The 13,630-nt window shown below is 74.9% G+C and carries 8 protein-coding genes; 5 read left to right on the forward strand and 3 right to left on the reverse strand.

The annotated features are described in order from the left end of the window. Positions 1-69 precede the first annotated feature (69 nt). Positions 70-1,536: a succinylglutamate-semialdehyde dehydrogenase gene (gene astD / locus NQZ70_RS04795; protein ID WP_129573157.1), complete on the reverse strand. Its 1,467-nt coding sequence runs from the start codon at positions 1,534-1,536 to the stop codon at positions 70-72. Between the two features lie 539 nt (positions 1,537-2,075). Between astD and NQZ70_RS04800 the strand changes: the two genes are divergently transcribed. The 3 genes from NQZ70_RS04800 to NQZ70_RS04810 all read left to right on the forward strand — a co-directional run bounded on the left by NQZ70_RS04800 (position 2,076) and on the right by NQZ70_RS04810 (position 7,684). Continuing rightward, positions 2,076-3,608 (forward strand): hypothetical protein, encoded by a 1,533-nt coding sequence (locus NQZ70_RS04800; RefSeq protein WP_237245037.1) that lies wholly within the window; start codon positions 2,076-2,078, stop codon positions 3,606-3,608. 263 nt (positions 3,609-3,871) lie between these two features. Continuing rightward, positions 3,872-4,975 (forward strand): PAS domain-containing sensor histidine kinase, encoded by a 1,104-nt coding sequence (locus NQZ70_RS04805; protein WP_165373787.1) that lies wholly within the window; start codon positions 3,872-3,874, stop codon positions 4,973-4,975. 126 nt (positions 4,976-5,101) lie between these two features. Further along, entirely contained in the window at positions 5,102-7,684 is a 2,583-nt protein-coding gene (locus NQZ70_RS04810; protein WP_129573159.1) for a bifunctional serine/threonine-protein kinase/formylglycine-generating enzyme family protein, read from the forward strand. A gap of 34 nt (positions 7,685-7,718) precedes the next feature. On the opposite strand, the gene NQZ70_RS04815 is transcribed toward NQZ70_RS04810, so the two are convergent. Further along, a complete protein-coding gene (locus tag NQZ70_RS04815) occupies positions 7,719-8,390 on the reverse strand; it encodes a hypothetical protein (RefSeq protein ID WP_129573160.1) in 672 nt (223 codons plus the stop codon). Between the two features lie 113 nt (positions 8,391-8,503). Further along, a complete protein-coding gene (locus NQZ70_RS04820) occupies positions 8,504-9,076 on the reverse strand; it encodes a hypothetical protein (protein WP_129573161.1) in 573 nt (190 codons plus the stop codon). Positions 9,077-9,368: 292 nt separating this feature from the next. On the opposite strand from NQZ70_RS04820, the gene NQZ70_RS04825 reads away from it, so the two are divergent. Further along, the gene (locus NQZ70_RS04825) at positions 9,369-12,863 is read left to right on the forward strand and encodes a serine/threonine-protein kinase (RefSeq protein ID WP_237245038.1); all 3,495 of its coding nucleotides are present in this window, start codon (positions 9,369-9,371) and stop codon (positions 12,861-12,863) included. A 212-nt stretch (positions 12,864-13,075) separates the two neighbouring features. Continuing rightward, entirely contained in the window at positions 13,076-13,606 is a 531-nt protein-coding gene (locus NQZ70_RS04830) for a hypothetical protein (protein WP_272827819.1), read from the forward strand. Positions 13,607-13,630: the final 24 nt, after the last annotated feature.

Below are 13,630 nucleotides of genomic sequence, written 5' to 3' on the forward strand. Positions count from 1 at the left end.
TCCGCGGGAAGGGCCCCCCTCGCCCCCCGCGCGCACCCTCCCCTCCCGCCGGCGGCCGTTGCCCTCTAGTTATTTCCCCCGCATCCCCGGCGCCAGCTGTGCCGGCAGCGCCACGCTCGCCGCCTCCAGCCCCGCGACCGGATAAGCGCAGTAGTCCGCCGCGTAATACGCGCTCGGCCGGTGGTTCCCGCTGCTGCCGATCCCGCCGAACGGCGCCGCGCTCGACGCCCCCGTGAGCGGCTTGTTCCAGTTGACGATCCCCGCCCGGGCTTCCCGCCAGAATTGCTCGTAGAGCTCCCTGCGATCCGAGATCAGCCCCGCGGCGAGCCCGTAGCGCGTGCGGTTCGCCAGCGAGAGCGCCTCGTCGAAGCGCTCGTAGCGCTGCACCTGCAAGAGCGGTCCGAAATATTCCTCGTCCGGCAGCTCCTCGATCGCGGTCACGTCGATGATCCCGGGCGAGAGCAGCGCTGTCCCCTCCTCGATCCGGCGCATCTCGAGCAGCGCCTCGCCCCCGAGCGAGACCAGCCGCGCCTGCGCCTCGAGCAGCTGATCCGCGGCCGCGAGCGAGATCACCGCGCCCATGAACGGCTGCTCCGCGTCGTCGTACCTGCCCACCTTGAGCCGCCCTGCCGCCTCGACCAGGCGCTCCACGAGCGCGTCGCCCTCCGGCGTCGCCGGCACGAGCAGCCGCCGCGCGCAGGTGCACCGCTGGCCCGCCGAGATGAAGGACGATTGAAGGATATGGTGAATCGCCGCCTCGGTGTTGGCGACGTCCTGAACGATCAGCGGGTTGTTGCCCCCCATCTCCAGGGCGAGGATCTTCTCCGGCTGCCCCGCCAGCTGCCGGTGCAGCGCGCTGCCCGTCGCGGAGCTCCCCGTGAAGAAGAGGCCGTCGATGCCCGGGTGACCCGCGAGCGCGATCCCGGTGCTCTTCCCTCCCTGAACCAGGTTGAGCACCCCGGCCGGAACGCCCGCCTCCTGCCACAGCCGAGCGGTCTCCTCCGCGACCTTGGGCGTGAGCTCCGACGGCTTGTAGACCACGCAGTTGCCCGCGATCAGGGCCGGCACGATGTGGCCGTTCGGCAGGTGGCCCGGGAAGTTGTAGGGCCCGAACACCGCGACCACCCCGTGCGGCCGGTGCCGCACCACGGCCGTCGCGTCGCCCGCCTCGGCCTGCCGCTCGCCCGTCCGCTCCCGGAAGGCCATGAGCGACACGTCGACCTTGCCGATCATCGTCTGGACCTCGGTGAGCGCCTCCCAGCGCGGCTTGCCGGTCTCGAGCCCGATCACGTCGGCGAGCCGGGCCTTGTGCTCGCCCAGCAGCCCGGCGAACCGCTTCACCAGCGACACCCGCGCCTCCGCGCCGCCGTCGCGCCACGCCCTGAACGCGCCGCGCGCCGCCTGCACGGCCGCGTCCACCTGCCCTTCGGCCGCGGCGCGCCCCTCGAAGACGAGCGCCTGCGTCACGGGGTTCCGGCTCGCGAACGGCTCCCCCGTGCCGGACACCCAGCAGCCGTCGATGAAATGGGTCGACATGGTCACCTCTCCACGCGGAACGCCCCGCGAGCTCAGCCGTCCGTCCAGCCAGGCTAGCGAGCGTCCACCTTGCCCCGCCAGTGTGCACCGTACCAGCCGCCCGCGCAGCGAGCCCGCCCACCCCAGCGGACCGGCTCGCCAGCGCCGCCGCCGATCTGCCCGCCCGCCCCGCCGCCAAGGCCGTGGCCGCCCGCCGCTCGCGCCGCATCCGCGCGCGTCCCGGGGGGGCGACCCCAACGGAGTGGGGGCCGGCTCGATGGACCCACGACCGATGGTATCCGCTCGCCTGATGAGAATTCCTGAAGGTGGCTCTCAATGCACGTTGCGCCCCCGCGCCCCGACAGCGCATGTGGCGAGCTCGCGACATTCACAGGAATGCACCGTGGCGAACAGGTGTGCAGCGCGCGATCGGCCGTGGATTCACGCTCCGGGCAAACTCCGCCGGGGCGCCCCTCACGGCCCATGACACCAAGTCTTGACGGTCCCGTGGCTGGCGTGGAAATGTGGATATGTCAGTTTCCCCGCCGATGCATCACACGGTGGCTATCTCAGACATCCATCTATGTGAGCTCGAGCCGACCGCCGGTCTCTGGATGCGCTATCGGCAGGCGCCGTACTCCCCGGACGGGGAGATCGCGGCGATGCTCGACGCCCTCCGAGGAGAGATCCGGAAGGGGACGGGCGGCTCCGGGGGGCTCCACACGCAGCGCGACGAGCTCACGCTGGTCCTGAACGGCGACATCTTCGACCTGGATGCGCCGCGCGTGATCGACAACGAGAGCGTGGTCCACGACCTGCCGCGCACCGCCGAGCACGCCGTGCCGGCGATGGAGGCCATCCTGCGCGACCACCCCGTGTTCGTCGCGGCCGTCGGCCGGGTCGTCGCGGACGGGCACACGGTGGTGTTCGTGGCGGGCAACCACGATATCCAGCTCACGCTCCCCGAGGTGCGCGACGCGGTGAGGCGGCGCATCGCCGACGCCGCCCTGCACGCGCTCGCCGCCCGCGACGGCGCCCCCGCGGCGAGCGCCGCCCGGGAGCTCCGCGCGGCGCTCGAGGCGCGGGTGGTGTTCCGCGCCTGGTTCCACCGCACGCGCGACGGCGTCATCGTCGAGCACGGCAATCAGTACGACTCGTACTGCTCTTACCGCTACCCGATGGCGCCGTTCGGCCGCAGGCGGGGGGAGATCCAGCCGACCATGGGCTCGCTCGTGAGCCGCCTGCTCGTGTCGCGCATGGGGTACTTCAACCCGCACGTCGACTCGTCGTTCATGCTCTCCGGCTTCGGGTACCTCTCCCACTGGGCGCGGTACTACCTGTTCTCGGGCCGGTCGCTCGTGCTCGCGTTCGCCGTGGGCGCGCTGCGCACGATGCTCGAGCTCGTGCGCCGCCGCGACCCGTGCCGCCGCGCGCTCCGGCGCGCGGATCTGGCCGCCGCGGCCCGCGAGACGGGCGCGCCGTTCCCCGCGGTGGTGAAGCACGCGCGGCTGTTCGCGCGGCCCGCCGAGGACTGCCTCGGCCGGGTGGCCCGCGAGCTCTGGCTCGATCGGCTCGGCCTCGTGCTCGTCGGGCTCATCGCGACGCTCGCGTGCCTGTGGTGGATGCCGGAGGGGCTCGCGCCGGCGGCCCTGCTCGCCCCGACGCTCCTCGTCGCCTACGAGTGCGCGGTCCCGAAGCCCACGCTCGACGCGGTCTGGCAGGGCGTGAACCGGGCGGCGCGGCTCGTGGCCCGGGCGCACCGCGCGAAGGCCGTGGTCTTCGGGCACACCCACAACCCGGAGGGCAGCTGGGAAGGTGGGGTGTTCTTCGGGAACACCGGCTCCTGGTCGGCGGCGTTCGAGGACATCGCGTGCACGACGCCGGTCTTCGAGGCGCGCCCGCTCGTCTGGCTGCGCTCCGAGGACGGCGCGGCCCCCGACGCGCCCCTGTCGGGCGGCCTCCTGATGTGGAAAGACGAGCGCTTCCAGCCCTGGAGGGCCGACGCCCGGCCCTCGGTGCCCCGGAAGGCCGAGGTCGCCAAGCGGCCGCGCCCGGCGCTGCGGCCCCAGGCGACCGCCGCGATGCGCAGCTGATTCTGCCCGTCTCCGACGCCAACGCACGCTGACCCGCTCGCCTGGCGCCCTCTGGCGAGCTCGGCAGACCACGATTGTCGAGGCTGCCATCCTCGAGTCCGGACGAGCGTTCGTCCGGTCTCCAGCCACGCTTCCCGTCGCGCACTTCCGTAGTAGATGTGCTGGCGTGGAGATGACGAGCCACGCGACGCCAGCCCTCGACGCGGCCATCCCCCGCGCGGACGATGCGCCCGGCGCGCGCTGCGCGGCGGGAGGAGACGCCGATGGCTGACGCCGCCGACGTGGACCTCGCACGCCAGCACCGGCCTGCGGTCGAGCGGTCTCGGCTCCCCACGGTCTTGACCGCGAGGGAACAGCACCTCGTCCTCTACGCAAACCCGGCGTTCTGCGGGCTCTCCGCCCTGTCGCTCGGCGAGCTCTCGGGGGTTCCCCTCGCCCGTCTGTTTCGGCAGGCGGAAGGCCTGGCGGCGCTGCTCGATCGCGTGATCCGGGACGGCGTCACCGACGTCGCGGCGGACATCGCGTTCGCGCCCCCCGGGGGGAGGGCGTTCCACGGCACCGCGATCGCGGCGCCGCTCCTCGACGAGCAGGCGCGCCCGCGGGGGCTGCTCGTGCAGATCCTCGACACCACCGAGCAGGCCGCGGCGCGCGCCCAGGGGGCCGAGATCGAGCGGCGCCGCGAGCAGGTCCTGTCGCGCATCACCCACGACCTGCGGAGCCCGCTGACCGCGGCGATGTTCTACGCGGAGAGCCTCGAGCTGGCCCGGGCGGAGCACGACACGAAGCGGCTCGCCGGCCGGATCGTCCGCAGCCTGAGGCGCATGGACGAGATGATCCGCGTCCTCCGGGACGTGCAGCGGCTCCAGGCTGGCCACAGGCTGCCGCTCTCGCTCGGCGCGTGCGATCTCGCCGCGATCGCCCGCGAGGTCGCCGACGACCTCTCGGCCTTCCACGACCAGCGCCTCGTGGTCGAGGGGGAGGCGTGCGTCCGGGGGATCTGGGGCGAAGAGGCGCTGCGCCGCGCGATCGGGATGCTGGTGAGCAACGCGCTCCAGCACGGGGCGCAGGGGGCGCCGGTCGCCATCACGGTCGAGGCGGCGCCGGAGCTCGCCGTCGTGGCGGTGCGCAACGAGGGCCCGGCGATCCCGTCCGACGATCAGGCCCGCGTGTTCGTGCCGTTCTTCCGGGCGGGCGCGTCCGAGGCGGTGCCGCGCGGGTGGGGGCTCGGCCTCGCGTTCCTGCGCGGGTGCGCCGAGGCGCACGGCGGGAGGGTGAGGCTGGAGAGCGACGCCGAGCGCGGGACCACGTTCACCCTGGAGCTGCCCCTCGACTCGAGCCCGTACCAGGATCTGCAGGATCCGGGCTGACCAGGGCCCGCCGCCCGCCGCGCCGACAGCCCCTCTCGGCTTGAGGCCTGCGCGCCTCGACGATAGGGTCGGCGCGGACCTCGGCCCGGAGCGCTTCCCGGGCGGGGGCCGCGGAGTGGACGGATCATGAACCGCAGCGAGCGCGAGCAGATGGAGCTGACGCTGCCCGCGCGCGGAGCGGCGAGCCCGGACGAGTCGGGCGACGCGCCGCCGGCCGGCGCCGCGTCGGACGTCACGTTCAGGCTGCGCGTGTCCCCGGCCTCGGCGCCCGAGCCGCCGCCCGTCTCCGTCGCGGCGCCCGAGCCCCTCGCCGCGGAGGAGCGCTACGAGGACCTCGGCTGCATCGGGCGCGGGGGCATGGGCGAGGTGCGCCGCGTGCGCGACCAGATCATGGGGCGCGTGCTCGCGATGAAGATCCAGTCGTCCGAGGCGCGCGACGCGACGCTCGATCGCGCCCGCTTCCTCGCCGAGGCGCGGCTGACCGCGGCGCTCCAGCACCCGGGGATCGTGCCCGTGCACGACTGCGGCGCGCTCGCCGACGGGCGGCTGTGGTTCACGATGAAGGAGGTGCGCGGGCGCACCCTGGGCGACGTGCTCGCCGACCTGTACGCGACCGGCGGCGGGAGCCTGTCGCCGGTGGCGCTGCGGCGGGCGGTCGACACGTTCCTCCGCGTCTGCGAGGCCGTGGCCTACGCGCACAGCCGCGGCGTGATGCACCGCGATCTCAAGCCGGCCAACGTGATGATCGGCGAGTTCGGCGAGGTCCTCGTGATGGACTGGGGGCTCGCGCGGCCCGCCGCGCCGCTCCACGCCTCGCCCGGGGCCGCCGGCGCGGCGGACGTCCTCGAAGCGGCCCCGCTCACGCAGCCCGGCGAGGTGCTGGGCACGCTCCTCTACATGGCCCCGGAGCAGGCGCGCGGCGAGGGCGATCGCCTCGGCGCGGCGAGCGACGTCTACGCGCTCGGCGTCGTGCTCTACGAGATCCTCGCCGGGCGCCACCCCTACGGCGGCCAGCTCGCCGCGGTCTGGAGCGCGCTCCTCAGCGGCGGGCTCACGCCGGTCGAAGAGCGCGCCCCCCACGAGGTGCCCGCGGAGCTCGCGGCCATCTGCGCCCGCGCGATGGCGCTCGCTCCGGAGGCTCGCTACCCCGACGCGGGCGCGCTCGCCGCCGACGTCCGGAGCTGGCTCGACGGCGCCCGGCGCCGCGAGCGCGCGCTCGCGATCGTGGACAAGGCGCGCGCGATCCAGCCGGAGATCGAGGCCATCCGGGCGCGCGCGCGGGCGCTGCGCGCCGAGGCGCGGGCCCTCCTCGACGGCCTGCGCTCGTTCGATCCCGCCGAGCAGAAGGCGCGCGGGTGGCGGCTCGAGGACGAGGCGGAGCACCTCGAGCGGGAGGCGTCGCTCGGCCAGGTCGAGTGGATGCAGCTCCTCCGCGCGGCGCTGAACGAGGCGCCGGAGCTCCGCGAGGCGCACGAGGCGCTGGCCGACCACCACGCCGAGGAGCTCATCGAGGCCGAGCAGGCGCGGGACGCCCGGGGCGCGGCGCGCGCCGAGGCGCTCCTCCGGCAGCACGATCGCGGCCGCCACGCGGTGCTGCTCGCCGGCGACGGGGCGCTCTCGCTGTCGACCGAGCCCGAGGGAGCGGAGGTCTCGCTCCATCGCTATGTCGAGCGCGACCGCCGGCTCGTGCCCGAGCGCGCGCGCGAGCTCGGCCCCACGCCGCTCCGCGGGGTCGCGCTCCCGCGCGGGAGCTACCTCCTGAAGCTGCGCGCGCCGGGGCACCACGAGGCCTGCTATCCCGTGCTCATCGAGCGCGGGCGCCCCTGGGACGGCGTCCGGCCCGGCGGGGGAGGGCCGCACCCGGTCCGCCTCCTCCGGCTCGGCGAGCTCGTCGAGGACGACCTCTACGTGCCGGCCGGCTGGTTCGTCTCCGGCGGCGATCCCGACGCGGGCGACAGCCTCCCTCGGCGCCGGCTCTGGTGCGACGGCTTCATCGTCCGGAGGCACCCGGTCACCAACGCCGAGTACCTCGCCTTCCTCAACGCGCTCGTGGCGAGCGGGCGCGAGGCCGAGGCGCTCGAGTGCTGCCCGCGCCTCTCGCTGGGCCGCGCCGCCTCGGACGCGGGCCCGGACTCGCTCCGGTTCGAGCGGGGCGACGACGGCCGCTTCCGGCTCGGGCTCATCCCGACCGACGTCCAGGAGGAGCCGCGGATGCCGGTCGCCTTCGTCCACTGGCGGGCGGCGATGCGCTACGCCGCCTGGTACGCCGCCGAGACCGGCGCGCCGTGGCGCCTCCTGAACGAGCTCGAATGGGAGAAGGCGGCGCGGGGCGTCGACGGCCGCTGCATGCCCTGGGGGGATTTCCTGGAGCCGACCTGGGGGTGCATGCTGGGCAGCCACGAGGGCGTCGCCGGCCGCCGCCCGGTCGACGACTTCCCGCTGGACGAGAGCCCTTATGGGCTGCGCGGCGCGGCGGGCAACGTGCGGGACTGGTGCATCAACGCGTGGAAGCGCGAGGGGACGCGGACCGAGGCGGGCGTCGTGCTGCTCGATCCGGCCGACGACGGCGACCCGGATTTCCGCGCGGCGCGGGGCGGCGCGTGGTCGACGTCGCCGAACCTCTGCCGCGCGGCCGGGCGCTTCGCGGGCAAGCCCGGGGATCGCTTCGGGGGGATCGGGTTCAGGCTGGCGCGCTCGGCGCCGCGGTGAGCGGCCCGCGCGCCTCCCGCCTCGCCCGGGCCGCTCACGCGGATCTCATCTCGCCACGGTAGTGGTACCAGGTGCTCTGAGCGTCGATGTCGTACGGATCGGTCGACGGCTTCTTCATCTCTCCCACGACCACCTGCGTGAAGGTCAGCCTGCTCGGGGCCTTCTGGAAGATCAGGCCGCCCGTGGGCTGCCTCGTCTTGTACCAGATCACGTTGAGCAGCTCGCCGGCGCTCCCGAGCTCCACGAGGAGGCCGATCCGCCGCGTGCTTGGCGCGTCCGGATCGACGGCCCAGTAGAGCGCGCTGTTCGGAGACGTCGGCTGGTGGACGCCCTGGACCCACTGCTGCGCCGACACCTCCTGAGCCGTCGCGAGGACGCTGCCCCCGGCGAGCCAGTCATGGAACTCCTTCGGGTACCCGGCCGATCCCGAGCGGTTCGTGAACCCGATCGACTCCAGGATGATCGCGCTCGTCTTCAGGGGGCCGCGCCTCGACCAGTACTCGGCCTTCGCCGCGTATCCGGGGGGAGGGTTCGAGCCCGTGACGGCCACCTGGAGGAGCGGGCTCTCGGTCAGCGCCTCGATGAAGCGGAGCTTCGAGTCGATGGGGATCTGCGTTTGGTCCGGCTGCTCCGGCTCGTCCGGCTCCTTCGACAAGAGGTCTCCCCTCTTGACATCCAGCTCGCCCGTGCCCGATCCAGTGCTCATGGTTCGATGATCTCCTCGTCTCGTGGGTGGAACGTCCGAATCCTATCCGCTTCGCTCGTCCGGCGCGCCCCCGGCGCGGCGGGCCCTGCCGGGCCCGCGCGCGCCCGGGGGCGTCACAGGAGGCCCACGGTGATGGGCTGGAAGAAGACCTGGACGCCGGTCCTGGAGCCGGCCTCCTTGCCCTTCGTGTCGCCGACGTAGTCGAGCAGGGACACGAGGCTCCCGGGCGAGAAGGCGTAGAGATCGCGGGCGTGGTCGGTGTCGGTGTACTCGTGCTCGAAGTACGTGGGGCTGAGGATCTCGGCGATGGTGCTGGGCGCGGTGTAGAGGTGGAACCAGCCGGTCCCCTCGGCGCGCGTCCAGTCGCTCTTGGTCTCGACGGCGTCGATGTGGACGGAGGCCCAGACCTCGTTGCCATTGAAGACGTGGAGCTCCACGTCGAGGTTGACGCGCGGCCCGTGCCCGTCGAAGTCGGCGTCGCCGCCGACGTGCGGGGGGATGTAGAACGGCGTCTCCGAATGAAACGTGACGGACGAGGAGAGGGCGGCCACGGCGACGTCCACCTCGCCCTCCGCAGCCGCCGCATCCATCGTAGAGAGATCCTGCTCGGCCGCATCCTCTGCGGGCGCCGCGGCGCAACCGGAGAACGACACGACGGCCAGCGAAGCAAACAATGCACGCATCATGATGAAGCTCCTTGTTGGGGGTCGCCTGCGCGCCCCTCTGCCGGGACGTCGGCTCCGCGCGCGGCGATTCTCCTCCGAGCATGAGCATGCGTCGTGCCACGGCGAGGACGCGGCGATCCGGGCCATACCCGGGGAGCCCTCGCGCCCCGGCGCGGCAGGTCGCGTCACCCCCGCTCGACTTGAGCAGGCCTTGCGCAAGCGGCGCCGGCGCGAGCCCCGCCCGGCGCCGCGCGCGCTCGACAGCCCCGGAGCGCGGACGTACCCTCGTCGCCCGATGCGGCCTGGCGACCTCGTGGCAGGGCGTTTCGTGCTCGAAGCCCAGGCGGGCACCGGCGGGATGGGAGAGGTCTACCGCGCCACGGATCTCCAGCGCGGGGCCCCCGTCGCCGTCAAGCTCCTGCGCGCCGCGAGCGGCGCCGACGCGCCGCGGTTCCTGCGCGAGGCGCGGCTGCTCGAGGGCCTCGAGCACCCCGGGATCGTGCGGCACGTGGCGCACGGCTCGCTCCCGTCGGGCGCCCTGTACCTCGCGATGGAGTGGCTCGAGGGCGAGGACCTCTCGCGCCGGCTCGGGCGCGGGCCGCTCGGCGTGGACGAGGGCGTGGAGGTCGCGCGCTGCGTGGCGGAGGCGCTCGGCGCGGCGCACGCCCGCGGGGTCGTCCACCGCGACCTCAAGCCGAGCAACGTGTTCCTTGTCGGGGAGGGCTCCCGCGACGTGCGGCTGCTCGACTTCGGCGTCGCCTGGGCGGGCGGGACGCGCATGACCCAGAGCGGGGTCGTGATCGGGACGCCCGCGTACATGGCGCCGGAGCAGGCGCGCAGCGAGGACGTGGTGGACGCGCGCGCGGACGTGTTCGCGCTCGGCTGCCTCCTCTTCGAGTGCCTCACCGGCGAGCCCGCGTTCGGCGGGGATCACTTCATGTCGATCCTGGCCAAGGTCCTCTTCGCCGACCCGCCGCGGCTGCGGGACGTGCGGAGCGACGTGCCGGAGCCGATCGCGGCGCTGTGCGCGCGGATGCTCTCGAAGCGACCGGACGCCCGGCCGCGCGACGGCCGGGAGGCGGCGGAGGCGCTCCTCGCGATCCAGCGCGGCGAGCACGCCCCCGCGAGCGCGCACGGCCCGGCGCCGTCCCGGCCCGGGGCGCTGACCGCGACGGAGCGCCGGTCCGTCGCGGTGCTCCTCATCGGCGCCATCGACGCGGCCGCCTTCGCGGACGTCGCGACCGAGATCGCGACCGTGCCGAGCCAGCTCGTCGAGGAGGCGTCGGCGTGGGGCGCGCGCGTCGAGCCGCTGCCGGGCGGGGCGGCGGTGCTGACCATGGCCGGGCAGGGCGCGGCGACGGACCTGGCGTGGCAGGCCGCGCGGGTGGCGCTCGCGCTGCGCCGGCAGACCCCCGACCGGCCCATGGCGCTCGCGCTCGGGTGGAGCGCCGCCGCGGGGCGGATGCGCCTCCTGCGCGACGCGATCGACCGGGCGGCGCGGCTCATCTCGGCGCGCGGCCCGGCCGGCCCGGGCGACGCGCGGCCGATCGCGATCGACGAGGGCCTCGTGGGGCTCATCGACGCGCGGTTCGACGTGCGCGAGCACGAGGAGCGCTTCTTCCTCGTCGGCGAGCGCTCGAGCGCCGGCGGCGGGCGGACGCTGCTCGGCAAGCCCACGCCGTGCGTCGGGCGCGACGGCGAGCTCCGCATGCTCGAGGCGGCGTTCGAGGCGTGCGTCGACGAGCCCTCGGCGCGGGCGGTCCTGGTGATCGCGCCGCCCGGCGTGGGCAAGTCGCGCCTCGCGCAGGAGTTCCTGCGGCGGGTGGCCGAGCGCGCCCCGCGGGCGTCGACCTGGACCGGCCGCGGCGACCCGCTGCGGGCGGGCTCGCCGTACGGGCTGCTCGCCGGCGCGATCCAGGGGGCGTGCGGCATCGTGGAGGGCGACGCGCTCGCGGCGCGGCGGGACAAGGTGCTCGCGCGGGTCGCGCGGCGGGTGCCGGAGGCGGAGCGGCCCCGGACCGCGGCGTTCGTCGGGGAGCTCATCGGCGCGCCGTTCCCGGACGGCGAGAGCTCCCTGCTCCGGGCCGCGCGGCGCGACGCGCGGATCATGGCCGAGCAGGTGCAGCGCGCCTTCCTCGCGCTCGTCCGGGCCGCGTGCGCGGAGGGGCCGGTCGTGCTGGTGCTCGAGGACCTGCACTGGGGCGACCCCGAGACCATGCGCCTCGTCGACGCGGCGCTGCGGCACCTCGCCGACGAGCCGCTGTTCGTCCTCGCGCTCGCGCGGCCGGAGGTCACGGTCCTGTTCCCCCGGCTCTGGGCGGAGCGGAGCGTGCACGAGCTGCGGCTAAAGGACCTCGGCAAGAAGGCGTGCGAGCGGCTCGCGCGGCTCGCGCTCGGCGAGGGCGTGCCCCAGGAGACCCTCGACCGGATCGTGGCGCTCGCCGACGGCAACGGGTTCTACCTCGAGGAGCTCATCCGCGCGGCGGCGGAGGGCCGCGGCGAGGCGCTGCCCGAGACCGTGGTGGCGATGGTGCAGTCGCGGCTCGACGCGCTGGGGCCCGAGGCGCGGCTGCTCCTCCGGGCGGCGAGCGTGTTCGGCGAGGCGTGCTGGGCCTCGGGCGTCGAGGCGCTCGTGGGCGCGCCGGCGCGGGACGGGCTCGCGATCCTCGCCGGCGCGGAGCTGCTCGTGCGGCGGCCGGCGAGCCGGTTCCCCGGCGAGGAGGAGTTCGGGTTCCGGCACGCGCTCCTGCGGCAGGGGGCGTACGCCATGCTCGGCGACGAGGATCGCGCCCTCGGGCACCGGCTGGCCGGGCGCTGGCTGGAGGAGCGCGGCGAGGCGGACCCGCTGGTCCTGGCCGAGCACCTCGACAAGGGCGGCGAGCGCGCGCGGGCGTCGCGCTACTGGCTGCGCGCCGCCGAGATCGCCCACCGCAGCGGCGACGTCGAGGCGGCGCTCTCGCGGCTCGACCGGGGGCTCGCGGGCGAGGCGCCGGCCGACGTCGAGCTCGGGCTGCGCTGCGAGCTCGCCGTGGAGGACCCGTGGGGCGCGCTCCAGCGCGTCCAGGCGGCGCTCGACGCGGCCCTCCGGGTCGACGACGCGCGCGGCGCCGGCGCGATCCGGATCCTGCTCGGGACGGTGCTGTGGACGCTGGGCGCGACGGCGCGCGCGGAGGAGGTGCTGGGCTGCGTTCCGGGCCCGGACGAGGAGTACGGGGCCTGGTCGTCGTACCGGCCCTTCGTCCGCGTCCATGTCGCGCTCGTGCGGGGGGATCTCGACGGCGCGCGCCGCCTGGCCGAGGCGCTGATCGTGTCCGGGCGCGCGCGGTCCCATTCCCCGCACGAGGGGCGCGGCCGCTGGCTGCTCGCCGAGGTCCTCGGCCGCGCGGGGGAGCTCGATCGCGCCGACCGCGAGCTCGACGCCGCGCTCGGGCTGCTCCCGGGGGCGGACCGCACCGATCGCCCGGGCGTGATCGCGGCGCGCGCGGAGCTGCGCCTGCGGCAGGGCCGCGCCGCCGAGGCGCTCGCGGCGATCGAGGAGACGCTCGCGCCGGTCCAGGCGATGGGCGGCGCCTGCGGGCTCTTCCAGGGCGCCCGGATCCGGCTCGCGCACGTCGCGTGCCTCGACGCGGTGGGGCGCCGCGGCGCGGCCGAGGCGGCGCTCGCCGCGGCGCGGGATCGCCTGCTCCGCATTGCCGGGACGATCCCGGACCCGGCCTACCGGAAGAGCTTCCTCGAGGAGGTCCCGGAGAACCGGACGACGCTCGCGCTCGCGCGGGAGCGGCTCGGCGACGCGCCCGAGCGCGCGTGACGGCGAGGGCGAGCGGCGCAATCGCTGAACATCGCGACAGCGCTGCGCCCCGCGCGGGGGCGCTTGCGCTGCAATTCTTCAATCGGAGACGCATTGCCGGCGGAACCGGGAACCGACGCCGGACGACGCCGGACGACGCCGGACGACGCCTCGGCGTCGGTGGGATGGGCAAGAACTCTGCATTGCGAGCGAGCGACAAGGTGTGATATGAGATGCCCATGAAGGTTGGGGGAATTCTTTTCAATACCATTGCCGTGCTCCTCGCCTGCGGGTGCGCTTCCTCGTCGCCGCTATCTCCGTCGCTGCCGGACGGCGCGGACGGCGCGCGCGCGCCGGCGGACGGCGTGCCGGCGGCGGGCGCGCCGGCGCCGGCGCAGAGCGACGCGATGGCGCGCTCTGCGGGGCCCCGGGGCCGCGTCTATCCCGCAGAGGAGCTGCGCCGGGTGGCCCGCGTCGCGTCCGCGCGCTGCAAGAAGGCGAATGTGCCGTCGGATTCGGCGTGCCTCCTCGCGGAGGCCACGCCGTTCCTGAAATACCGGCCCGAGGATCCGGATTGCCGTTTCGTGTCCGGGACGGCGCTGTCGGTGGCCGAGTGCTCCGATTTCTCGGAGGGCTGCCAGAGCGTGGATCCAAAGGATCTCGACCACCAGCTCGCCGCCCTGCAGAACGCCGGCAAGGATTGCCATCGCGAGCCGACCGAGGTCGAGCGGGCCGAGGTGCTGAAGCTCGCTGGCTCGCAGTGAGGCATTGACCGGCGGGATGAAGCG

The organism is Sorangium sp. So ce836 (assembly GCF_028553905.1).
GTDB lineage: Bacteria > Myxococcota_A > Polyangia > Polyangiales > Polyangiaceae > Sorangium > Sorangium cellulosum_D.